This window comes from Aeromonas sp. R7-1 (assembly GCF_040908115.1).
Taxonomy (GTDB): domain Bacteria; phylum Pseudomonadota; class Gammaproteobacteria; order Enterobacterales; family Aeromonadaceae; genus Aeromonas; species Aeromonas caviae.
In genome coordinates this window covers 1-21874 of the sequence record NZ_JBFODD010000065.1, presented here as the reverse complement: position 1 = coordinate 21874, position 21874 = coordinate 1, and the positions used below count along the sequence as shown (strand labels likewise).

Sequence of the window (21874 nt, the reverse complement as noted above, 5' to 3'; positions counted from 1 at the left end):
GACAAGAGAGATCCATGAACAACCAGAAACGCAGGCTGATCCTGGAGCGACTGCGGGACGACAACCCCCATCCCACCACAGAGCTCAACTTCACCACGCCCTTCGAGCTGCTCATCGCCGTGCTGCTCTCGGCCCAGGCCACCGATGTCAGCGTCAACAAGGCCACCGACAAGCTCTATCCGGTGGCCAACACCCCCCAGGCCATGCTGGATCTGGGGGTGGACGGGGTCAAGGAGTACATCAAGACCATTGGCCTCTTCAACACCAAGGCCGAGAACGTCATCAAGACCTGCGCCATTCTGCTGGAGCGCCACGGCGGCGAGGTGCCGGAGAATCGCGAGGCCCTCGAGGCCCTGCCCGGCGTCGGCCGCAAAACGGCCAACGTGGTGCTCAACACCGCCTTCGGCTGGCCCACCATCGCCATCGACACCCATATCTTCCGGGTCTCCAACCGCACCGGCTTTGCCGTGGGCAAGAACGTCGATCAGGTGGAGGAGAAGCTGCTCAAGGTGGTCCCCGCCGAGTTCAAGCTGGACGTGCATCACTGGCTCATCCTGCACGGACGTTACACCTGTCTCGCCCGCAAGCCCCGCTGCGGCTCCTGCATCATCGAAGATTTGTGCGAATACAAAGAGAAGGTCTATCCCGAGAGTTGATCTGCAGGCCTCTGCGGATCCGGTCTCGGGCCATGGATTCAAGGCAGTACCAATCCACCAACCCGGAGAATTGAGCAATGAGAATTCTGCATACCATGTTGCGCGTCGGCGATCTGCAACGTTCCATCGACTTCTACACCCGAGTGCTGGGCATGACACTGCTGCGCAAGAGCGAGAACAGCGAATACAAGTACACCCTGGCCTTCGTCGGCTACGGCGACGAGAAGGATGAAGCCGTCATCGAGCTCACCTACAACTGGGGGGTGAGCGAGTACGAGCTCGGTTCCGCCTATGGCCACATCGCCCTGGAAGCGGACGACATCTATGCCACCTGCGAGGCACTGCGCGCCGCCGGCGCCAAGATCACCCGCGAGCCGGGCCCGGTGAAGGGCGGCACCACCGTCATCGCCTTCGTGGAAGACCCGGACGGTTACAAGATTGAGCTGATTGCCAAGAAAGACGCCGGTAACGGCCTGGGCGCCTGAGCCCACGCCGCCTGGCGGTGAGAAAAACAACGGGGCCCAGGGCCCCGTTTTTATTGGCTGCAACCACCGTCAGGCCAGGCGGAAGCGCCCCATGCTCTGGCGCAGACCCGCCGCCAGCTGGCTCAGCTCCAGACAGGCTTTGGCGGTGTGATCCGCGCCGGTCGCGACCTCGTTGGAGGAGTCGTTGATGCGCGCCACGTTGCGGCCCAGCTCATCGGAGACCGCATCCTGCTCGCCGCAGGCACTGGCAATCTGGATCGCCATGTCGGCTATCTGGGCCACCGCCTCTTCAATCTGACGAATGCCCGCGCTGGTGCGTTCGCTCTGGCTCACGCACTGGCGGATCATCTCGCAACTCTGGCCGGTCACCGACTTCGCCCGGTTGGCACGAGCCTGCAGGGTCTCGATGATGGCGACGATTTCGCCGGTGGAGGCCTGGGTACGCCCCGCCAGGGTGCGCACCTCGTCGGCCACCACCGCAAAGCCGCGCCCCTGCTCACCGGCACGGGCCGCCTCGATGGCGGCATTGAGTGCCAGCAGGTTGGTCTGGTCGGCAATGCCGCGAATGACATCCACCACCAGGTTGATCTGGGCAGACTCTTTCTCCAGTTCACTCACCAGGTTGCCCGCCTGCTCCATCTCACCGGCCACCCGGGTGATGGCATCCAGGGCCCCCTGCACATCCTGACTGCCGCGACGAGCCAGGGCATTGGCGGAGCTTGCCGACTCCGAGGCCACCTCGGTGTTGCCCGCCACATCCGCTACCGTCGCCTTCATCTGGGCCATGGCGGTGGCGACCTGGGCTATCTCCTGCTGCTGGCTCTGGATCCCCTGGGATGATTGCTCGGAGACCGCGCTCACCTCCTCGATGGCGGCCCCCAGCTGGGTCACGGCGGCGGCCACCTCCTCGATGAGCCCACGCAGGTTGTCCTGCATCTTGAGGGAGGCGCTGGCCAGCATCCCCAGTTCGTCCTGCCCGATGTGCTGGCGATCCAGCCGATGGGTCAGATCCCCCAGGGCGATGGCATTGGCCTGGGCCACCACGGCTTGCAGGGGCAGGCAGATCTGGCGGGTGAGGAACCAGGTCATGACCCCCATGAAGATCAGCAGGGTCGCGATGCTCACCACGGCAAAGGTCATCACCATGGTGACGCTGCCAAGCAGGCTGCCACGGTTCTCTTCCACAAAGCCAAGATTCACCTTCACCAGGGCACGCACCGCCAGCTCCAGCTCGGTGTAGAGCCCGTTCGAGCGAAACAGCGCCTCCCTGGCCTCATCCCTGCGGCCCTGGAACAACAGGGCATCCACCTGGTTGACGGCCCCCAGATATTGCAGCCACTGCTGCTTGACGCGGTTGAAGGCCTGGCGTTCATGCTCGGCCCCCACGGTTGCCTCGTAGGCATCCATGACCTGCTGCACCTTGCCCAGGCTCTCCTGGATGCGGGCGCGGCGAACCTGCCTGTCGACGGCATCTTCCACCATCAGCAGGGCAAACTGGGCACGGCGCACATAGGAGACGTCGTAGAGCAGGTTGTCCACCGAGAGCACGCTTGGCAGGGTGGAGTCGGTGAAGTTCAATACCCGATCCCGAATGTCCCGCAGTTCGGTGGCGAGAAACAGACCGAAGACGGCGTTGATGACGGCAATGACCGCAAAGACGGCGGCAATCTTCTTGCCGATGGAGAGATGCTTGTAAGACATGTTGGCTGGTGATCCTCGACTGCAGATGTGCAGTGACACAATGATCACATCCGTGTAAGCGGTGACCCGAGACTCCTGACGGGAAATGACGATGGGAGCGAAGAGAGGGGATCCCTTGCTTCCCGCTCGCCCCACGCCGGGCCTTGTGCCCGCCACGAGGCTGCCAGCACAGGAGCGACCAGCTCGACGCAAAACTTGAGCCGATTGCCACAATCGGTCCGCAGTCATGGACAAAGCAGGGGCTAGGTTATGTAATGGCCGCTCGTCTCTCCCCATTCCTGTCTTCAGAGGCCCCATGGACAACGTATCGACCCTCTCCCCTTCCTGGTCTGTCCAACTGCGCGAGCAGATAGCGGATCGCCCCCTCATCGCCCTGGGGCTGCTGCTCGCCCTGGTCGCCGTGCTGCTGCTCCTGGTGCAGAGTCTCGTCATGCTGGCCGCAGGAGAGATCACGCCCGGGGTACGCTATGGCCTCATCGGCGGCGCTGCGGGTTTTGCCGCCACGGCGCTGGGCGCCCTGCCTGCCCTGTTCCTGCGCGCCGTCCCCCAACGGGTGGAGGATGCCATGCTGGGGTTCGCCGCCGGCATGATGCTGGCGGCGAGCGCCTTCTCCCTGCTGCTGCCGGGGCTCGAGGCCGCCGAGGGGATCACGGGTGACGGCTTCCTCGCCGCCGCCGTGGTGGTGGCCGGCATGACCCTCGGGGTGCTGCTGATGCTGGGACTGGATCAATTCACCCCTCACGAACACGACAAGACCGGCCCCTGTGGTCCCGGCCATGAGAGCTGCTCACGGGTCTGGCTGTTCGTCTTCGCCATCGCCCTGCACAACCTGCCCGAAGGCATGGCCATCGGGGTCAGCTTCTCCCAGGGGGACATGACGGTGGGACTGCCCCTCACGACCGCCATTGCCCTGCAGGACATTCCCGAAGGACTGGCGGTGGCGCTGGCCATGTGCGCAGCCGGTTTTCGCCCGCCGGTGGCCGTGCTGGTCGCCATCGGCAGCGGCCTGCTGGAACCGCTCGGCGCCCTGCTCGGGGTCGGACTCGCCAGCGGCATGGCCATCGCCTACCCCATCGGCCTCGGGCTCGCGGCTGGTGCCATGCTGTTTGTTGTCTCCCACGAGGTGATCCCGGAAACCCATCGCAACGGCCACCAGACCCACGCCACCCTGGGCCTGATGGCAGGCTTCGCCCTGATGATGACACTGGATACAGCCCTGGGGTGAGACGCCGACGCCCCATGCAACCCGTGGTCTCCCACGAGGTGATCCCGGAAACCCATCGCAACGGCTACCAGACCCACGCCACCCTGGGGCTCATGGCAGGCTTCGCCCTGATGATGACCCTCGACACCGCACTCGGCTGATCACCCCCCTCAAGCCCCGTGCGCCCGGTGACGACAGCGCGAACCCCTTGAAATAAGAGGGGGAAATCGCCTAATGTTGAGCCCCCGGCGCCCTTTGACTGGTTGATGTACGGCGCCTGAATCCCATCGGAAGCCTGCCCGGATGACCCTCAGGATAATCCTGCTGCTGTGTCTGCTTGTCCTCACCGCCAGGGCCATTGGCGCCACCGAGGTCTTTCATACGGCCGCGCAACAGGCGTCGTCCCCCAAGTACGTGACGCTCCCTGACGGGCATGTCGGCGGGATCTGCGTCGATCTCTTCCGGCTCATGGAAGCGAGGGAGCCTGCCCTTCGCATTGAGGGAGATCAGCGCTTCCTGCCGCTGCGACGGCTGGAAAAGAAGGTGCAGCACGGCCAGCTGGACTTCATCTGCGGCGTGGGAGAGAGCCCGGCCAGGCGGGATCACTTCATCGTCCTGACCCCCGCCATCTTCACGGTGCGCTACCACCTGGCGGTGCGCCGTGACGATCCCGTCGAGATACGCAGCTGGCAGGATGTCAGGGCCCTCGGCCAGGGGGGCATCATCCTCATCAACCATGGCAGCGGCGCCATCGCCCGGCTCCAGGACATCGGCGGCCTCATCATCGACAGCGGCGGGATCAGCAACCAGGCCAACTACGAGAAGTTGTTGATGAAGCGCGGCCGTTTCGTCTACTACCGCTCCCCGGGGTTTGAGTCCGACTTGCGCGAACAGGGTCTGGCCGACAAGATCCGCATCCTCCCCACCGTGATGGAAGAGACTCCCTTCTACATCCTGTTCCATCGCCACAGTGCCCCCGAGCGCCTGACCCTGTTCGCCAACACCCTGCAACGGCTCGCAGACAGTGGTGAACTGGCCGCCCTGGCCAGACGCTACCCCTGACCCCCATCCGCGCCATCGCAATGCTCGGCGCCACCGCCAAGTTTTGCTATCATCCACGCCAACTTTTTCGGCCCAGCGGCCATCGAGACGAGGTAGATGATGAAAGTAGGTATTATCGGCGCCATGGAGCAGGAAGTGGCCCTGCTGCGCAGCCAGCTGAGCGAGCCCACCACCCTGCAACTGGGCGGCTGCGAGTTCTATCAGGGCAAGCTGGCCGGTAAAGAGGTGATCCTGACCCGCTCCGGCATCGGCAAGGTCGCCGCCAGCGTCGCCACCAGCCTGCTGCTGGAGAAGTTTGCTCCCGATTGCGTCATCAACACCGGTTCCGCCGGCGGCTTCGCCCAGGATCTGCACATCGGTGACGTGGTCATCGCGAGCGAGATGCGCTTCCACGACGTGGACGTGACCGCCTTCGGTTACGAAATGGGCCAGATGGCCCAGCAGCCCGCCGCCTTCCCTTGCGACGAAAAACTCATCGCCCTGGCACAAGCCTGCATTGCCGAGCAAGGCAAGCACCAGACCAAGGTCGGGCTCATCTGCACCGGCGATCAGTTCATGTGCAAGCCGGACGCCATCGCGAAAGCCCGTGCCGACTTCCCGCAGATGCTGGCGGTGGAGATGGAAGGGGCCGCCATCGGCCAGGTGTGCCACATGTTCAAGGTGCCCTATCTGGTGGTACGGGCCATGTCGGACATCGCCGGCAAGGAGCAGGTGGAATCCTTCGATGCCTTCATCGAGGTGGCGGGTCAACACTCCGCCGAAGTGATCATCGCGCTGCTCGGCAAGCTGTGATCGACGCCCCCTCCTGGGATGCTCTGATGACCGCCCTCGCCTCCACGACGGCGGCCATCATGGTGGGGGCCGCCCTGCTGGAGGCCCTGCTGCCCTGGCCCGTACGCTTTAGACCCGGCGCAGCCGTGCCTCTGCTCACCCGCCTCGGCCAGAAGGTCTATCGCCCCGACGGCACACCGCGCCAGCAGAGCCAGGCCGGGCTCCTTGCCCTGCTGGTGGTCTGGGTGCCCTGCGCTGCCGGTCTCTGGGCGGTGCGCAATCTCTCCCTGTCCGAGCCCCTGTTCGACTTCCTGTTCCTGCTGCTGATGCTCGAATCCCGCCCCTTGCGGGAACTCGCCCGAGGTAGCTGCGCCCTGGCGACCCAGGAGACGCTGGTCGTGGCGAGGCTGCAGGTCGCCCCCTGGCTCAAGCGGGAAACCGGCAAGCTCTCGGTGATGGGGTTGAACAAGGCGGTGAGCGAGACCTGCGTACTGCGCCTCGTCGGCCAGTGGGCCGCCCCCCTGCTGGGCTTCGCCCTGGCCGGGGTACAGGGTGCCCTGCTGGTGCGGCTCGCCCAGTTGACCCATCTGGCGTGGAACCCCAAGCAGAACGCGTTCGTCCACTTCGGCCGCCCGGCTGCGGCGCTCTATCAGGGTTTCTGCGCTCCCGCCATCCTGCTGCTGGCACTCCCCCTGTGCCTGCCCCAGGTGCGCGGGCTGGGCAACAGAGTGCGGCCTGCGCTGCATTGGCCCCATCCCGCCATGGGGGTCCTGCTCGCGCTGCTGGCCCGGGCCACGGGCAGCCGACTCGGCGGCCCCCGCTACTATCAGGGCCAGCTGGTGCGCTTTCCGGTATTTGATGAGGGGAGCGAACCCGATGCCAACCTGCCCCTGCGCCTGCTGCAGCGTCTGCAACTGACCGGCTGGGGCTGGCTCGGGCTCTCGCTGCTCCTGACATGGATGGCGCTCAATCATGGCTGATCGCGTTTCCCTTCGTGCCCTGAGCCTGTTTGTCTGCCTGCTGGGCACCTCACTGTGCGCCATGGCCACCCCGCCGCAGCGCATCGTGAGCCTCACTCCCCATCTGACGGAACTGCTGTTCGATATCGGCGCCGGGGATCGCGTGGTCGCCACCGACGATGCCTCCGATTACCCCGCCGAGGTGGCCAACCTCCCCAGGGTGGCCAACTATCGCAGCATCAACCTGGAGGCGCTGCTGGCCCAGAAGCCGGATCTGGTGGTGGCCTGGCGCTCGGCCCAGTCCCGTATGCTGGCCCCCGTCGAGAAGCTCGGCATCCCCGTCTTCTACTCGGAGCCCACCGACTTTGCCTCCCTGGCCGACGAGATACGCAGCCTGGGGCGCCTGCTCGGTACCCGGCAGAAAGCCGACCAGCAGGCCGACGCCTATCTGGCCAGGCTCGATGCCCTGACACAGCGCTACGGCAAGCCCAAGCCGGTCTCTGTCTTCTATCAGCTCTGGTATCCGCCGCTCACCAGCGTCAACGACTCGACCTGGCCGGGCCGCGCCATCAAACTCTGCGGTGGCCGCAATATCATGGCGGATGCCAATACCCCCTATCCCCAGGTCGGGCTGGAGCAGGTGATCAAGGCCAATCCGGGCCTGATCCTGGCCAGCAGCCGGGATCCCGCCGTGCTGGCCCACTGGCGCCAGTGGTCCATGCTGGATGCCGTCAAGCAGCAGCGGCTCGTCCTCATCAACCCCGATGAGTTGCACCGCTTCACCCCGCGGGCCCTCAACGCGGTGGAGCAGCTGTGCGAGGCCATCGCCAGCAGCAGCCCGCCATCGGCCTGATCCCCGGCGTCGCTGCGGGTGATGCTGCCTTATGGCTCGCCACAAGATATGGCATAAAATATGCTTTCCACTCTGACAGATACTCACTCCATAACGGGACTATGATATGTTCAACGGCAAAACGATCCTGATCACCGGGGGTACCGGCTCCTTTGGCAAGAAGTTCATCGAGGCTGTCCTCTCCCTGTACACACCGAGCCGTTTGATCGTCTACTCCCGTGATGAACTCAAGCAATTCGAGATGCAGCAGCGCTTCAACCATCCCTGCATGCGCTACTTCATCGGCGATGTGCGCGATGCCGAGCGGCTCAACATGGCCATGCACGGCGTGGACTTCGTGGTCCATGCCGCCGCCCTCAAGCAGGTGCCGGCCGCCGAGTACAACCCCATGGAGTGCATCAAGACCAACGTCGGGGGCGCCGAAAACGTCATCAAGGCGGCGCTCAACAACGGGGTCGAGAAGGTGATCGCCCTCTCCACCGACAAGGCCGCCAACCCGGTCAACCTCTATGGCGCCACCAAGCTCTGCTCCGACAAGCTGTTCGTGGCCGCCAATAATATGGCGGGCAAGCATCCGACCATCTTCTCCGTGGTGCGCTACGGCAACGTGGTGGGGTCGCGCGGCTCTGTGGTGCCCTTCTTCGATCGCCTGATCAAGGAAGGGGCCAGCAGTCTGCCCATCACCCATGGGGAGATGACCCGCTTCTGGCTCACCCTGCAACAGGGGGTGGAGTTCGTGCTGACCAACTTCGCCCGCATGAAGGGGGGGGAAGTGTTCGTTCCCAAGATCCCGTCCGTGCGCATCACGGATCTCGCCAGCGCCATGGCCCCCGAGCTGCCCCAGGAAGTCATCGGCATCCGCCCGGGGGAGAAGCTGCACGAGGTAATGTGCCCGGCCGACGACTCCTACCATACCTATGAGTTCAAGGACTATTACGTCATCGCCCCCAGCATCACCTTCACGAGTCGCAACAATGACTTCGCGATCAATGCCCTGGGGGAGCAGGCGACCCTGGTCGAGCCCGGCTTCGAATACAATTCCCTCAATAATCGCCATTTCCTGTCGATAGAGGAATTGAAAACCATGAACCAGCAGGTGCTAGCCGAATGATCCCCTATGGACGCCAATCCATCACAGATGAAGATATCGATGCCGTCGTTGCCGTCCTGAGGTCGGACTATCTAACACAAGGTCAGATGGTCCCCGCCTTTGAGCAGGGACTGGCCGATTATTGCCAAGCCCCCCATGTGATCGCCTGCAGCAACGGCACCACGGCCCTGCACCTTGCCTGCGCCGCGCTGGAACTGGGCGCGGACGACTGGGTCTGGGTCTCCGCCATCAGCTTCGTCGCCTCCGCCAACTGTGCCCGCTACTGCGGCGCCCAGGTGGATTTCGTCGACGTGGAGCCCGAGACCGGCAACCTCTGTGTGGCGGCGCTGCGCGCGAAACTGCAAGGCGTCCAGGGCAGCCCCCGCCAACCGAAAGCCCTGGTCGCCGTCCATCTGGCGGGTCAACCCTGCGATCTCGCCGAGATTGGCGCCCTGTGCCGACAATATGGCGTTCGCCTCATCGAGGATGCCTGCCATGCCCTGGGGGCCAGCTATCAGGGTGAACCCATCGGCAACTGTGCCCACAGCGACATGACCGTCTTCAGCTTCCATCCCGTGAAACCCATCACCACGGGGGAAGGGGGAGCCGTGACCACCCGCAGTGCCGAGCTGGCCGCACGGCTTCGCCTCTATCGCAGCCATGGCATCACCCGGGACCCAGAGCAACTGAGCGTTGCCAGTCCGGGTGACTGGTACTACGAGCAGCAGGTGCTGGGCTTCAACTACCGCCTGACCGATATCCAGGCGGCGCTGGGCTCAAGCCAGCTCGCTCGCCTGCCCCTGTTTATCGACCGGCGCCAGCAGTTGGCCGCCCGCTACGACGAGCTGCTGACCCAATTGCCGGTACAACCCCTGCGCCAAATGGATGACAGGCGCAGCGGTTATCACCTCTATGTGATCCGGGTCACCGACAGGGATCGGGTGTTTGCCCGGCTAAGGGAGGCGGGGATCGGCGTCAACGTCCACTACATGCCCATCCCGGCCCAGCCCTACTATCGCGAGCTGGGTCATGATCCCGCAGCCTACCCCGGCGCCCAGGCCTACTATCGGCATGCCATCAGCCTCCCCCTGTTCCCTGCCCTCTCATCGGCCGAGCAGGACAAGGTCATCGAGGCCCTGGAGCGGATACTATGCGCCTAGCCCTGGGGACGGTGCAGTTCGGGCTCGATTACGGCATCAGCAACCACGCTGGCGAGGTTGCTGATGACGAACTCGATGCCATCCTGGCCCTGACCCGCAAGCTGGGTGTGAATACCCTGGACACGGCCCAGGCCTACGGCAAGTCCGAGATCAGGCTTGGCAGCCATCACACCGCCGACTTCCAGCTGATCAACAAGCTGGCCCCCGGCATCCAGGCCGTAGAGATCGCCACCTCGGTGGCAGGCAGCCTGCAACGGCTGGCACGCACCAGGCTGGACGGCCTGCTGCTGCACCGCAGCCAGGATGCCAGCCCTGCCCTGTTCGAGCAGTTGGCAGAGCTGCAGCGACAGGGCAAGGTGGGCAAAGTGGGGGTCTCCGTCTACTCCCCCGAGGAGCTGGCACTCTGGCTGGCGCAGGGTTATCCGCTGGAGCTGGTGCAGCTCCCCGCCAACCTGCTCGATCAGCGCTTCCTGCGCTCAGGCTGGCTCGACCGGCTGCAGGCTCAGGGGTGTGAGATCCACGTGCGCTCCCTCTTCTTGCAAGGCCTGCTGCTGATGCAACCGGAGCTTCGTCCCGCGTATTTCGACACCTTCGGTGAACCACTGGCGCGGCTGGATGAGTGGCATCCCCATCTCTCCCCGCTCCACAAGGCGCTCTCCCTGATCCCGGCCCTGCCCCAGGTCAGCCGCTTCGTGGTGGGGGTCTGTCATGCCCATGAGCTGGCGGCCATAGCTTCGACCTATGCCCATCTGCATCCGTGCCATGACGACGAGCTGGCCGCCCTCGCCTGCGACGAGCCCGGTCTCATCAACCCAGCCATGTGGAGTAGATCATGATCCTCGGTATCCTGCAGGCCAGAGCCGGCTCCAGCCGGCTGCCTGGCAAGGTGCTCAAGCCTCTGCTCGGCGCCCCCATGCTCGCCCGCCAGATAGAGCGACTCCAACGCTCGACCAGGCTGGATCAGCTGGTGGTTGCCACCAGTGACCAGGCCGACGATCTGGCCATAGCGGCGCTCTGCGCAGAACTGGATGTTCCCTGTTTTCGCGGCCCCCTGGACGACGTGCTGCAACGCTTTCATCTGGCGGCGCAACCCTTTGGCCCCAGCCAGATTGTCAGGCTCACCGGCGACTGCCCCCTCGCGGATCCCGCCCTTATCGACGAGCTGATCGAGCTGCATCTGGCCGGCGGCTACGACTACAGCAGCAACTGCTGGGATCCCAGCTACCCTGATGGGCTGGACGCGGAGATCATGAGCGTCGCCACCCTGGCGCTGCTGGCCGAGTACGCCCACACCCCGACCCAGCGCGAGCACGTCACCTACTACATCCGCCAGCATGCGGATCAGTTCAAGATAGGGGCACTTAGCCGCACCCCCAGCCTAGCCCACCTGCGCTGGACGGTGGACGAGCCCGCCGACTTCGCCCTGGTTGAGCAGATATATCAGCGCCTCTACCCGTCAAACCCGGCCTTTGCCACCGACGACATTCTCGCCCTGCTGGCTCGTGAGCCGCAGTTGGCGACCCTGAACACTCAACATCAACGCAATGAGGGGCTGGCGCGATCGCTGGCCAAGGAGAACCACTCATGACCTCACGGTATCAGCATTCACTGACCCTCTCAGCCCGGGCCGAGCAGAGCATTCCCTTAGGGTCCCAGACCTTCTCCAAGAGCCGCCTCTGCTTCCCCTACGGCGCCGCCCCGCTCTTTATCGAGCGCGGCCAGGGTGCCAGAGTGTGGGACGTGGATGGCAACGAGTATCTCGACTTTGCCAGCGGCCTGCTGGCCATCAGCCTGGGTTACTGCGATCCGGAGGTGAACCAGGCCGTGCTGGAGCAGCTCAACCTGGGCTCCATCTTCTCCCTTCCCCATCGGCTGGAAACCGAGGTGGCGGAACAGCTGATCGAGCTGATTCCCTGCGCCGAGATGGTGCGCTTTGGCAAGAACGGCACCGATGCCACCTCCGCCTGCATCCGCCTCTCTCGCGCGGTGACAGGGCAAGAGCGGGTCGCGGTCTGCGGCTACCACGGCTGGCAGGACTGGTACATAGGCTCCACCACCCGCCACCTGGGGGTGCCCGAGTGCGTACGCGAGCTGACCCATCGCTTCGACTACAACGATCTGGCCTCCCTCAAGGCCCAGCTGGAAGCCCATCCCGGCGAGTTTGCCGCCGTGATCCTGGAGCCCATGAACGTCGCCTGGCCCGCCCCGGACTTTCTGCCCGGTCTGCGACAGCTGTGCGACGAGCACGGCGCCCTGCTCATCTTCGATGAGACCATCACAGGTTTTAGAAATCATTTAGGAGGCGCCCAGACCCTGTTCGGGGTGACCCCGGATCTGGCCGCCTTCGGCAAGGGGATGGCCAACGGCTTCCCCATCTCCGCCGTAGTGGGCCGCCGCCAGTACATGCGCCGCATGGAGGACATCTTCTTCTCCGGCACCTTCGGCGGCGATGCCATCGCCCTGGCGGCGGCCAACGCCGTGATCGGCAAGATGCGTCGGCTCGACGTGCCCACTCGCCTGGCCGAGCGGGGCCAGCAACTGCTCGATGGGCTCAACGCCCTGTTGCAAAAGCTGGATGCCCCAGGCTGGCTGCAAAGCGCCGGCCACCCCAGTTGGTGTTTCTTACTGACAGGTGATTCAACCAACCACACAAGCTGGCAGTTAAAGAGCTATTTAATGCAGGAGCTGTGCAAGCGTGGCATCCTTAGCCTTGGCAGCCACAACCTGAACCTTGCCCATAGTGAAGAGGACATTCGAACCCTGCTGGCCGTCTATGCCGAAGTCCTGCCGGAGCTTATCCGTCTGGACGCGAGCAAGGCCATCCATCAGGCCCTGGATGGCGAGCCTATCCAGCCGGTATTCAAGGTGCGCTGAGTGCAACCAGATATGCCGCAGACTCAACGCACAGCATCGGATAGCATGAGGCTAGACGGCCAGCGGATTGTTTTTCGTACCGATGCATCGCTGGAGATCGGTTCAGGCCATGTAATGCGCTGTCTGACCCTAGCCGATGCATTGAGTGAGAAAGGGGCTGAGTGCTGGTTTATCTGCCGTGCGCATCCAGGACACCTGGCTGAGCTTATCCGTACCCGTGGGCACCACTGCCATCTGCTTGACACAGTCGCCGAGCCAGAACAAGGCTCTGCGGACATATCCTCACCTGCACATGCGAGCTGGCTTGGATGCAGCAGGATGCTGGATGCTGCACAAACCCATGTAATTCTGGCCGAGCTGTGTCCAGCATGGTTGATTGTCGACCACTACGCTCTCGACGCCCACTGGGAAAGCAGGCTCCGTAATTATGTCGGTCGAATCATGGTGATCGATGACCTTGCGGATCGTCCTCACGATTGCGATCTGCTGCTCGACCAGAATCTGGGCCGCCAGCTCGATGACTACCGAAAGCATGTCCCACCCGGTTGCCAACTCCTGATCGGCCCACGCTATGCATTGCTTCGCCCAGAATTTGCTGAATTACGAGAATACTCTCTAAAGCGGCGCCAGCGTCCGGTGTTAAAACAGGTTCTGATCACTATGGGGGGTGTCGACAAGCTTAATGTAACTAGCCAAGTGTTGAATGCATTACGCTGTGCCCCCTTGCCTGACGATTGTCGGATCCTTGTAGTAATGGGACCAAAGGCCCCATGGCTAACACAGATTGAAGATCTCGCTGCAACTCTACACTGGCCAACCGAAGTACTGGTTAATGCTAACAATATGGCGCAACTTATGGCGAGTAGTGACTTGGCGATCGGTGCTGCGGGTAGTACATCTTGGGAGCGATGCTGTCTCGGTTTACCTACATTGATGATGATAATTGCAGACAACCAACAAGAAGCAGCACACAATTTAATGTCGGCTGGAGCGGCTGTGTGTATGCAAGAAAGAAATATGGAAAAAAACATTACACATTGGGTTAATGAATTTATTACAGCACCAGGAACTAGCACTGCAATGACAAGTTGTGCCAGTAGTATTACAGATGGTTTAGGAGTCTGGTTAGTTTCAGACAAAATAATATCTACTTAAATGGGAATTTTGCCATGGATTCTCTTGGTGTATTACGAAATGTTAGAGAAAATGAACTTGATATAATGCTCGCTTGGCGTAACGAGCAAAAAGTAAGAGGTAATATGTACACTCAGCATATTATATCGCGTGAAGAGCATTATTCTTGGTGGGAGAAAACTAAACTCCGTCAAGACCAAAGATATTATATGTATGAATACGAAGGGCAGCCATGTGGCATAACATCATTTAACAATATAGACTTGAGTAATAAAAATTCAGCCTGGGCATTTTACACATCACCTTCAGCACCGAGAGGATCTGGAGCTAAGATGGAGTTTCTGATGCTCGACCTAGCATTCATTACGCTTGGCTTACACAAACTATACTGTGAGGTATTAGAGTTTAATCGCCCTGTAATTACTTTACACCACAAGTTTGGCTTTGAAACTGAGGGGGTTTTTAAGGATCAGCGCTTTACTAATGGAGAGTTTATCAACGTTCATAGACTGGCTATTTTAAAAACCCAATGGGAATCCAATAGAACTGCTCAACTAGAAAGAATAACAGCATTCAGGAGCAGATAGCATATGAAACCAAGAATATTTATTAATGATGTTGGCATTGGTGTTGATTTTCCTCCATATGTGATAGCAGAAATGTCTGCTAACCATAATGGCAATCTAAATAATGCATTCCGCTTAATTACAGAGGCTAAGCATGCTGGTGCTAGCGCTATAAAATTACAGACTTATACAGCAGACACCATTACTCTTAACAGCAATTCCCCAGAATTTCAAATCCATGAAGGGCTTTGGCGCGGTAAGAGTCTTTATCAACTTTACCAAGAGGCTCAGCTACCTTGGGAATGGCATGCTCCCTTATTTCAGCATGCCCGTAAAATCGGTATTACAATTTTCAGCTCTCCTTTTGACACCACCGCGGTAGATCTCCTAGAAGAGCTCAATGCGCCTGCCTACAAGATTGCTTCTTTTGAAGCAATTGACCTACCATTGATCCGCTATGTCGCAAGCACAGGCAAACCCATGATCATATCGACGGGCATGGCAAACGCGGAAGAAATTGAAAATGCGATTGAGGCGGCGAGAACTGGTGGCTGCAAAGAATTAGCCATACTTCACTGTGTCAGTGGTTATCCTGCTCCGGCTGAAGATTACAACTTGCGCACCTTGCTAGATATGCAGCAGCGCTTCGGATTAGTGACTGGGTTATCCGATCATACGCTCGACAATACAACAGCTATTGCCAGTGTTGCCTTGGGAGCATCGGTCATTGAGAAACATTTTACTCTGGATCGCAATGGCGGTGGTCCTGACGATAGTTTTTCGCTGGAGCCGACAGAATTAAAGCAACTATGTATTAGTGCCAGAACAGCATGGTCTGCACTGGGTCAAGTGGATTACAGCCGAAAATCCAGCGAAGTGGGAAATGTAAAATTTCGGCGCTCTCTCTATTTTGTCAAAGACCTGCAGGTGGGAGAAACCATCACGGCAGATGCGGTGCGCAGTGTACGTCCTGGCTTTGGATTGGCGCCCAAATATCTTCCTGATGTGATAGGAAAAACTGTTACTCAACCTATATTGGCAAACACGCCGGTAAACAACGACGTTTTTAAATAATGGAAGGGCATATGCATCAGAAGAACGTCTTCATGGACCACGAAGGGAATGAGTGGTATAAGCGCAACAAGGCCGCCATCCTCGATAAATCTCTGGCAAATGATCCCATCTTCAAGGCGCTGGAATATCTGGGCAGCAGACCAGCCAGGATCCTGGAGATAGGCTGTGCCAACGGCTGGCGGCTGGCGCAGCTGGCCGAGCACTACGGTGCCCGATGCTATGGGGTGGACCCTTCGGCCAGCGCCATTGAAGACGGGAGCACACGCTATCCCGGGTTGCACCTTGCAGTCGGAACGGCCGACAGTCTGCCCGATATAGAACCTGTCGATCTCATCATCTTCGGCTTCTGCCTCTATCTGTGCGATCCCCAAGACTTGTTCAAGATTGCCGCTGGCAGCGATGCGCTACTGGCCGATCGGGGCCTGATGACCATACTGGATTTCAACCCGCCGGCAGGACATTATCGCAACGACTATCAACATCATGCCCATTTATTCAGCTACAAGATGAACTATGGGGAGCTGTTTGGTTGGCATCCGGGTTACCACCGTCTGTTTGAACATGTACAGCATCACGACGGTAGCGCAGAAATGGAACCGGATGCCTTAATCTCCGTGCAAATCTTGCGAAAGGATGCAAGGTTGCTCGCAGCGCAGAACCCCTATCCAAAAAGATAAAAAATACCGACCCTGGGTCGGTATTTTTCTTCGTGCAAGGCTCATGGCTTGTATAACCCCTTCCGGGGAAGATTCACACCTTGCTACCCGCTTTTTTTCTGAACAATGCCATCACTTCGTTATCTATCATGTCCACACTGTCGAGCGCTCTTGGATACATCGCCTTCACCTTCCCGAGAAACTCCAGCCACAACGCGATGGCGGGCTTCATCAGTTGCAGGGTTTTCTCTTCACCTTCGAACGAATAGAGAATGGAGCTCAACAGCGTAAACACATAGTTCATTGAGCCGACCATGGTCTGGGTAATATGCTGCTGCCGTGTGGCGGCAATCTGGGCGAGGTAACCAAAGTTGCGCAACATCAACTGGTTCACTTCGTTGCGCGACGTGAACGGCTGCTGCCATTCTTCCATCATCTTGTCGATAAAGATATTGAAGAACTCGACATCGAGCAGAGAAGAAAAGTCTTCTTTGGACAGTGGAATAGGGACGCACAACGATGCGATTTCTCCCAGCAACGCCGTCTTGTCAACGCGCTGGGAGAAGCTGATTTCAACGCTGGGCAAGGCTCTGGTATGGGTTATTTTGGCGCCATCGCTACAGTTGAAACACTGTACATCGGGATTGGCCGCCAGTGCTTGCTCCATGACATGGCGGGAGGTATCAAACATGGCGTTGCTGATGACCATACCGCCAAAATTCCCTTCTCGCCGCCATTGGCTGTCGCCATACATCATCTCACCCAGGGTTCCGGCACTCTCTTCATTGTTGTAGTAAGAGCTGAGCCGGGAATGGTGATGCCCCTTGTGCTTGTACCCATTGTCCAGACCGAAGAGATAAAGATGCTTGAAGCCAAGGTGGATGGGAGCACTGACACCGATGTTGCCGACCAAGGGGTTCACCCCTCCCAGGGCCGCACAAGGTTGTAAACCGGGGAAATAATTTCGATAAAGCACGACGCCAGGTTCACTGAGTTTGAATGCGAGTGCCGAGGTATTGAACAGCGTCGCGCAGTCAGGATGAATGACATCGGTACTCAGGAACAGCACATCGCGCAGATATTCAGGATCATCCAGGTTCACCAGGAAATCATAAACGACCTTGGTTCTTTCCGTCTCGACGTGAATATCCGGTTTGATGCCCACTTTGTGCAAGGCAGAAATGGCGCTGCCACACGAAATGATGATGGCTTTGTCTTTGTTCTGTTCTATGACAGCAATGGCATCATCCAGAGACGGACCATTGGCGACGATGAAAACAGGGGTTCGTTGATACTGGGGCGAGACCCGCCGATCTTTTTGCAGGAACGGGACTCCGCGCTCGATGTTGTTGATGGTGTGAGACAGGGCGATCAGATTGTCGTCAAAGAACCCCCACCCCATCACCAGCAAGAAATATTCTTGCTGCACCTTTTCGATCAGCTTTTTGATCTTCTCATTCTGATAGCCCCACATGATGAATGCATTGGCAATCAGGAAGGAGCCACGGCTGTGAATGGCAGAGGCGAAATCCTTGACGATGCTCTCTTCATCCTGTCCCAGCAGGATCTGCATCCCCAGGTTCTCCTGATGCAGGTAATCGAGCAAAGGTGCCCAGTCGAAGCAGTACAAGGAGGCGTAAAAGAGATCCAGATCCGGCTCGAAGAGGAACAGAGTGCCGATCTTGCACCTTTCATAGAGATAGCCAAGGTGGTACCCGAGACCGACGCCAAACACCAGGGCACTGGGGACCTCATTGGGTACATGTTCAAGCTGGGTCTCCGTCTCAGAAATATCGTCAAGGTAAGCATTCAGCTTGTTGAGATACTCGACATGCATAAAGCCAAGGGGATTTGCCTCCTGGCTGAAGGAGAACTTGGACAGGCCCCCTTTCTCCATGAACTCGGTGACCAGGGTCTCACAGATGAGGTAGGGTTCGTTGCCGTAGACGGCAACGCCATCATCTAGCCACTCAAGATTGGGTTGACCATTCTCGTTGCAGAAGAACCTGAACGGGCGAGCGGGTTGATAGCGCTCATAGGTATCGGCGATATGGGGAATATATCGACGGAATGCCGCCATATTCTGTTCAAATCTCAGCGGCAACGCCACTGCCATGGCGGCTTCCTGTTCCGCCTGCTGCTGGAGTCGCAGTGCATCCTGCTCAGCTTGCATCAGGGCGGAATCGACATTGAGCGACATCAGAACTCCTTGCTGTTCACACGATAGGCCTGACCGGCCTTGCTGGCTCTTCCGAACAGGGTCAACTGTTCGAAAATGGCATGATGATGAGTGGCGGCCAGGTTTTTCATGGCCTCTTCCTGAACGGACAATCTGACGGCCAGAGCGGCTACCGCCTGTTGCTCTGCCGCATCGCCGCTGGCCAGCGTGACCAGCTTATCGATCAAGACAAGCCTGTCATCCATGCATTGCAAGGCATCATCATATTGCTGCTGCCGCAACAGCGTCTCCATGAGGCGGGCATTCTCGTCCAGTGCCTCTTCGAGCACGGTAAGCCTGGAGCTCACAGCTCACCCAACTGCTGTCTCATCTGATAACCTTGGTGTTTTTCGGATTCAGGCAGTTGATCCCAGCCTGACTTGATGGTCAGCATCAGAGTCATCACTTCATCAAGAGGCGCCGTATCCCGGTTCAGACTGGCATCCCATACCCGTTCATCCATATAGGCGTAAAGCCCATACAGATCCTCCGCCATGCGCCCCTGGCTCATGTCCAGCGCATCCTGCAACCCGTGAAGCAATCCTTGTGCCTTGGAGACGGCAGTGGCTTTGGCCTCCATGTCATTGCGCTCAATGGCTCCCTTGGCTTGAGCCAGTCGCTCCAGGCAGCCCTGCATCATCAACTGGATGACACGGTGAGGGTCTGCAGTGGCCAGATCGGCCGCCAAATTACCCGCTGTATATGCTTTGATATTGCGCTTGTACATAATTCAACACTCTCGATCTATCAAGACTTCTGATAACTCGTCTGCAATGTTGCCAATGCAGAAGCAGAACTGTTCATCTTGACCAACAAGGCATCCAGACTGCCGTACTGGGCGCGCAATGCCGCTTCATACTTCGTCAACTGGGCATTGGCCGTCGCCGTTTTTTGGGTCAGCGCACGCAAATCCGAATTCAGGACATCTTCTCGTTGCGCAAGCATACCGCCGCTCTTGGTATATTCTTTCAGGCCGGAATTAAGGGTAGATGCCAGCCCCTTCTCTCCCCCAAACAGGGCCACCACCTGATCGAAGTTCTTGTCGACAGCTTCCCCGAACTTCGTCTTGTCGAGGGACAGTTTTCCCTTGTTGTCCATCTTGATGCCAATCTCAAAGACGGTGGAATAAGTACCGCTGTTCTGAGAAGGGCTGACCAGCAGGTTGCTCATGAAAGACTCGATCGCTCGGGTGGTGGAATCACCGGCCAGGGCACCGCCATCGTCCTGCTTCACACCACCCACGAAGGTGTTGCGTTTGCCCAGGGAATTCATCTTGTCTTGCAGAGTGTTGTAACCATCAACGAACTGCTGGACAAGCTCCTGAATGGAGGTCTTATCGGTCGTGATATCGACCTTGTTTGCCTTGAGATCCCCCGCACTGTCTTTATCCGACACGCGAAGTACCGTCACCTTGAGATCCTGAATGGAATCATCAAAGGTGTTGGTATCACTCTTGAGGACGTTGCCATCCACGTTAATCTCGGCACTGCTGGCTGCCCGGGTCTGGCTCATCACACCGCCACCGGCTTCGAAGACCCCTAGCTCGGCGTTATCGCCGGTGATGGTCAAATCCTTGCCGTCTCCCGAGATACCGGAGTCGATCACCAGCTTGGCCTTGCCATCAGCCGTGTTTACGATGTTGACACTCAGGCCGAAGTTATCGCCATTACTGTTGATGCTTTTACGGATATCTTGCAGGGTGTCCCCAGCCTTCACATCAACCTTGAACGTCTTGTCACCCGCTTTGAAGGTCAGTTGCCCATCCTGAGTCGCCAGAGGGGTGGTCGAACTGTCGAAGATCCCCTCCTGGCGGCTCGTTTCCGCCAACTTATTGACGATGATGTTGTATTGACCGTTGGAAGCACCAGACTTGCTCTCCACCTTCAAAATGGGGTCATCTTTGCTCTGGGTGATGTTGATGGCACGTTTGTTGAACGCACCTGGCGCACTCAGTTTATCAAGAATGTCGGTAAAGGCAGAGATGGAGGATTTCAGCTGACCGATACCGGACAAGGAGATCTGGGTACTGTTTTGCTTGGTAATGATCGGCTGTTGCAATTGAGCTTTTTTCGCTGCAACACTCGCCGAGATCACACTTTCAAGATCGAGTCCAGACCCCGCCCCTGCTGAAGTAATTGCCATCACATCCTCCTGTCTATCGACTTAAAATATCAGGTTACACCTGGCCATCGAACAACAGCCCGGAGAGACTTGGCAGGGTGTTCCCTGCCTGCTCCATGGCCTGCAACCTCTTGTTCATCAAGAGCATTTCTTCACTCGGGATCTGTCGGATAACCTGTTTGGTATCCACATCAATGACCTTGATGACCGGCTGCTCCAGCTCGGGAACCAGACTGAAGTTGATTGTCCATCCCTTCATCTTGCTCAAGTTGTCCAAGCGTTCCTGCAATTCTTGGGCCTGTTTTTCTATATAGGCCTTGTCAATGCTCGGCTTGACTGCCTTGATGTGTGTCGGTGGCTCCTGCGATGCCTTGGCTGCCGACTCGACGCCTTTCTGTTCGGCCACATCATGTCCACCCGCAACGGATGAAGAAGCAGGCATGGCGGCCTGAGGGCCGCCATGTTGAGTTAGCGTCGAAGAAACAGAAGGCATGGCTATCGATTCATTGCCCATCTGCTGCTCCTCATATCAATGATGTTGACGTTACGGCCCGCTTAACCCAGCAGTTGCAGTGCAGACTGCGGACGCTGGTTGGCCTGGGCCAGGATGCTGGAAGCCGCCTGTTGCAGGATGTTCTGCTTGGTCATGTTGGCGGTTTCTGTCGCAAAGTCTGCATCGCGGATACGGGAACGTGCTGCGCTCACGTTTTCCGAGATATTGGCCTGGTTACGAATAGTGGAGTCCAGACGGTTCTGCACCGCACCCAGCTCTGCACGCTTGCTGTCCACTACTCCCAACATGGCATCAGCAGCAGCCAGAACCTGTTGAGCACCATTCTGAGTGCTAATGCTGATAGAGCTACCGGCAGCAAAGATGGCGGTAACGTTGATGGCTGTACCAATGACAGTACCTACATCCACCGTCGTGTTGGCTGCAGCCGCAATGCCGGAGATGCTGAAACCGTCAGCCTGGGAGAGGCTGAAACCAATGGTTTGGTTGGCATCCGCACCGACCTGGAAGCTGCCGCTGTAGTTGCCATCCAGCAATTTGGTACCGGCAAAGGTGGTGTCTTTGGAGATACGGTTGATCTCCGCCCCCAGCTGATCCACTTCCTTCTGCAGAGCTTCACGATCTTTGGCGGAGTTGGAGCCGTTGGCAGATTGTTGCGCCAGGGTACGCATGCGTTGCAGCATACCTGTCACTTCGTCCATGGCCCCTTCAGCGGTCTGCGCCAGAGAGATGCCATCGTTGGCGTTGCGGTTGCCCTGGTCCAGGCCGTTTACCTGGGA

Annotated in this window: 23 protein-coding genes and 1 pseudogene; 17 read left to right on the top strand and 7 right to left on the bottom strand. The window is 59.0% G+C overall.

Going from position 1 to position 21874, the window contains the following annotated elements:
• The first annotated feature begins 14 nt into the window (after positions 1 to 14).
• The gene (nth, locus tag AB5Y51_RS20735; RefSeq protein WP_368179124.1) at positions 15 to 656 is read left to right on the top strand and encodes an endonuclease III; all 642 of its coding nucleotides are present in this window, start codon (positions 15 to 17) and stop codon (positions 654 to 656) included.
• A 77-nt stretch (positions 657 to 733) separates the two neighbouring features.
• Positions 734 to 1141 (top strand): lactoylglutathione lyase, encoded by a 408-nt coding sequence (gene gloA / locus AB5Y51_RS20730; protein ID WP_039038673.1) that lies wholly within the window; start codon positions 734 to 736, stop codon positions 1139 to 1141.
• A 69-nt stretch (positions 1142 to 1210) separates the two neighbouring features.
• Here gloA and AB5Y51_RS20725 read toward each other — a convergent pair whose 3' ends face one another.
• Positions 1211 to 2842, bottom strand: coding sequence for a methyl-accepting chemotaxis protein (locus tag AB5Y51_RS20725; RefSeq protein WP_041215434.1), 1632 nt, complete (start codon positions 2840 to 2842; stop codon positions 1211 to 1213).
• Between the two features lie 295 nt (positions 2843 to 3137).
• On the opposite strand from AB5Y51_RS20725, the gene AB5Y51_RS20720 reads away from it, so the two are divergent.
• The 15 genes and pseudogenes from AB5Y51_RS20720 (at position 3138) to AB5Y51_RS20650 (ending at position 16266) form a co-directional block, all read left to right on the top strand.
• A complete protein-coding gene (locus tag AB5Y51_RS20720) occupies positions 3138 to 4067 on the top strand; it encodes a ZIP family metal transporter (RefSeq protein ID WP_039038671.1) in 930 nt (309 codons plus the stop codon).
• A gap of 23 nt (positions 4068 to 4090) precedes the next feature.
• Positions 4091 to 4207: pseudogene (locus AB5Y51_RS20715) on the top strand (ZIP family metal transporter); the annotation flags it as partial.
• A gap of 142 nt (positions 4208 to 4349) precedes the next feature.
• Positions 4350 to 5108 carry an ABC transporter substrate-binding protein gene (locus tag AB5Y51_RS20710; RefSeq protein ID WP_041215436.1) on the top strand — a complete coding sequence of 253 codons (759 nt, stop codon included), beginning with the start codon at positions 4350 to 4352 and terminating at the stop codon, positions 5106 to 5108.
• Positions 5109 to 5207: 99 nt separating this feature from the next.
• On the top strand, positions 5208 to 5900 hold the full coding sequence (mtnN, locus tag AB5Y51_RS20705) for a 5'-methylthioadenosine/S-adenosylhomocysteine nucleosidase (RefSeq protein WP_010674306.1): 693 nt from the start codon (positions 5208 to 5210) through the stop codon (positions 5898 to 5900).
• A 26-nt stretch (positions 5901 to 5926) separates the two neighbouring features.
• A complete protein-coding gene (locus tag AB5Y51_RS20700; RefSeq protein WP_368179121.1) occupies positions 5927 to 6859 on the top strand; it encodes a cobalamin biosynthesis protein in 933 nt (310 codons plus the stop codon).
• A 61-nt stretch (positions 6860 to 6920) separates the two neighbouring features.
• The gene (locus tag AB5Y51_RS20695; protein WP_368179141.1) at positions 6921 to 7691 is read left to right on the top strand and encodes a cobalamin-binding protein; all 771 of its coding nucleotides are present in this window, start codon (positions 6921 to 6923) and stop codon (positions 7689 to 7691) included.
• 106 nt (positions 7692 to 7797) lie between these two features.
• On the top strand, positions 7798 to 8802 hold the full coding sequence (gene pseB, locus AB5Y51_RS20690) for a UDP-N-acetylglucosamine 4,6-dehydratase (inverting) (protein WP_266135968.1): 1005 nt from the start codon (positions 7798 to 7800) through the stop codon (positions 8800 to 8802).
• Complete coding sequence (pseC, locus tag AB5Y51_RS20685) at positions 8799 to 9941, top strand: UDP-4-amino-4,6-dideoxy-N-acetyl-beta-L-altrosamine transaminase (RefSeq protein WP_266135967.1); 1143 nt, start codon at positions 8799 to 8801, stop codon at positions 9939 to 9941. Before pseB ends, pseC begins: the two co-directional genes overlap by 4 nt.
• Entirely contained in the window at positions 9932 to 10777 is an 846-nt protein-coding gene (locus AB5Y51_RS20680; RefSeq protein WP_201934572.1) for an aldo/keto reductase, read from the top strand. Before pseC ends, AB5Y51_RS20680 begins: the two co-directional genes overlap by 10 nt.
• Positions 10774 to 11529 carry an NTP transferase domain-containing protein gene (locus AB5Y51_RS20675; RefSeq protein WP_124245085.1) on the top strand — a complete coding sequence of 252 codons (756 nt, stop codon included), beginning with the start codon at positions 10774 to 10776 and terminating at the stop codon, positions 11527 to 11529. Before AB5Y51_RS20680 ends, AB5Y51_RS20675 begins: the two co-directional genes overlap by 4 nt.
• A complete protein-coding gene (locus AB5Y51_RS20670) occupies positions 11526 to 12815 on the top strand; it encodes an aminotransferase class III-fold pyridoxal phosphate-dependent enzyme (protein ID WP_042015973.1) in 1290 nt (429 codons plus the stop codon). The genes AB5Y51_RS20675 and AB5Y51_RS20670 overlap by 4 nt, the downstream gene beginning before the upstream one ends.
• Positions 12816 to 13970, top strand: coding sequence for a UDP-2,4-diacetamido-2,4,6-trideoxy-beta-L-altropyranose hydrolase (pseG, locus tag AB5Y51_RS20665; RefSeq protein WP_362778034.1), 1155 nt, complete (start codon positions 12816 to 12818; stop codon positions 13968 to 13970). It abuts the gene before it with no gap.
• Positions 13971 to 13984: 14 nt separating this feature from the next.
• On the top strand, positions 13985 to 14536 hold the full coding sequence (gene pseH, locus AB5Y51_RS20660) for a UDP-4-amino-4,6-dideoxy-N-acetyl-beta-L-altrosamine N-acetyltransferase (protein ID WP_042015970.1): 552 nt from the start codon (positions 13985 to 13987) through the stop codon (positions 14534 to 14536).
• A 3-nt stretch (positions 14537 to 14539) separates the two neighbouring features.
• Positions 14540 to 15589, top strand: a complete 1050-nt coding sequence (gene pseI, locus AB5Y51_RS20655; RefSeq protein ID WP_080767979.1) for a pseudaminic acid synthase — start codon at positions 14540 to 14542, stop codon at positions 15587 to 15589.
• Positions 15590 to 15600: 11 nt separating this feature from the next.
• On the top strand, positions 15601 to 16266 hold the full coding sequence (locus AB5Y51_RS20650) for a class I SAM-dependent methyltransferase (RefSeq protein ID WP_323882231.1): 666 nt from the start codon (positions 15601 to 15603) through the stop codon (positions 16264 to 16266).
• A 73-nt stretch (positions 16267 to 16339) separates the two neighbouring features.
• Here AB5Y51_RS20650 and AB5Y51_RS20645 read toward each other — a convergent pair whose 3' ends face one another.
• The 6 genes from AB5Y51_RS20645 to AB5Y51_RS20620 all read right to left on the bottom strand — a co-directional run.
• The gene (locus AB5Y51_RS20645) at positions 16340 to 18445 is read right to left on the bottom strand and encodes a 6-hydroxymethylpterin diphosphokinase MptE-like protein (protein ID WP_368179117.1); all 2106 of its coding nucleotides are present in this window, start codon (positions 18443 to 18445) and stop codon (positions 16340 to 16342) included.
• Positions 18445 to 18717, bottom strand: a complete 273-nt coding sequence (locus AB5Y51_RS20640) for a hypothetical protein (protein ID WP_151027608.1) — start codon at positions 18715 to 18717, stop codon at positions 18445 to 18447. Before AB5Y51_RS20640 ends, AB5Y51_RS20645 begins: the two co-directional genes overlap by 1 nt.
• A gap of 50 nt (positions 18718 to 18767) precedes the next feature.
• On the bottom strand, positions 18768 to 19190 hold the full coding sequence (gene fliS / locus AB5Y51_RS20635; protein ID WP_042015966.1) for a flagellar export chaperone FliS: 423 nt from the start codon (positions 19188 to 19190) through the stop codon (positions 18768 to 18770).
• Positions 19191 to 19210: 20 nt separating this feature from the next.
• Complete coding sequence (gene fliD, locus AB5Y51_RS20630; protein WP_191967237.1) at positions 19211 to 20608, bottom strand: flagellar filament capping protein FliD; 1398 nt, start codon at positions 20606 to 20608, stop codon at positions 19211 to 19213.
• Between the two features lie 31 nt (positions 20609 to 20639).
• Positions 20640 to 21098 (bottom strand): flagellar protein FlaG, encoded by a 459-nt coding sequence (locus AB5Y51_RS20625; protein WP_225315744.1) that lies wholly within the window; start codon positions 21096 to 21098, stop codon positions 20640 to 20642.
• A 41-nt stretch (positions 21099 to 21139) separates the two neighbouring features.
• Positions 21140 to 21874, bottom strand: a 735-nt coding sequence (locus tag AB5Y51_RS20620; protein ID WP_368179114.1) for a flagellin, incomplete at its 5' end; no start/stop codon positions are given.

Coding starts and splice junctions, on each gene's coding strand:
- AB5Y51_RS20625 (WP_225315744.1), bottom strand. CDS start 21,098: ATGGGCAATGAATCGATAGCCATGCCTTCTGTTTCTTCGACGCTAACT.
- AB5Y51_RS20640 (WP_151027608.1), bottom strand. CDS start 18,717: ATGGAGACGCTGTTGCGGCAGCAGCAATATGATGATGCCTTGCAATGC.
- pseH (WP_042015970.1), top strand. CDS start 13,985: ATGGATTCTCTTGGTGTATTACGAAATGTTAGAGAAAATGAACTTGAT.
- AB5Y51_RS20645 (WP_368179117.1), bottom strand. CDS start 18,445: ATGTCGCTCAATGTCGATTCCGCCCTGATGCAAGCTGAGCAGGATGCA.
- AB5Y51_RS20695 (WP_368179141.1), top strand. CDS start 6,921: ATGGCCACCCCGCCGCAGCGCATCGTGAGCCTCACTCCCCATCTGACG.
- AB5Y51_RS20720 (WP_039038671.1), top strand. CDS start 3,138: ATGGACAACGTATCGACCCTCTCCCCTTCCTGGTCTGTCCAACTGCGC.
- pseB (WP_266135968.1), top strand. CDS start 7,798: ATGTTCAACGGCAAAACGATCCTGATCACCGGGGGTACCGGCTCCTTT.
- AB5Y51_RS20710 (WP_041215436.1), top strand. CDS start 4,350: ATGACCCTCAGGATAATCCTGCTGCTGTGTCTGCTTGTCCTCACCGCC.
- AB5Y51_RS20725 (WP_041215434.1), bottom strand. CDS start 2,842: ATGTCTTACAAGCATCTCTCCATCGGCAAGAAGATTGCCGCCGTCTTT.
- mtnN (WP_010674306.1), top strand. CDS start 5,208: ATGAAAGTAGGTATTATCGGCGCCATGGAGCAGGAAGTGGCCCTGCTG.
- AB5Y51_RS20680 (WP_201934572.1), top strand. CDS start 9,932: ATGCGCCTAGCCCTGGGGACGGTGCAGTTCGGGCTCGATTACGGCATC.
- AB5Y51_RS20700 (WP_368179121.1), top strand. CDS start 5,927: ATGACCGCCCTCGCCTCCACGACGGCGGCCATCATGGTGGGGGCCGCC.
- pseC (WP_266135967.1), top strand. CDS start 8,799: ATGATCCCCTATGGACGCCAATCCATCACAGATGAAGATATCGATGCC.
- nth (WP_368179124.1), top strand. CDS start 15: ATGAACAACCAGAAACGCAGGCTGATCCTGGAGCGACTGCGGGACGAC.
- AB5Y51_RS20650 (WP_323882231.1), top strand. CDS start 15,601: ATGCATCAGAAGAACGTCTTCATGGACCACGAAGGGAATGAGTGGTAT.
- pseI (WP_080767979.1), top strand. CDS start 14,540: ATGAAACCAAGAATATTTATTAATGATGTTGGCATTGGTGTTGATTTT.
- AB5Y51_RS20670 (WP_042015973.1), top strand. CDS start 11,526: ATGACCTCACGGTATCAGCATTCACTGACCCTCTCAGCCCGGGCCGAG.
- gloA (WP_039038673.1), top strand. CDS start 734: ATGAGAATTCTGCATACCATGTTGCGCGTCGGCGATCTGCAACGTTCC.
- fliS (WP_042015966.1), bottom strand. CDS start 19,190: ATGTACAAGCGCAATATCAAAGCATATACAGCGGGTAATTTGGCGGCC.
- AB5Y51_RS20675 (WP_124245085.1), top strand. CDS start 10,774: ATGATCCTCGGTATCCTGCAGGCCAGAGCCGGCTCCAGCCGGCTGCCT.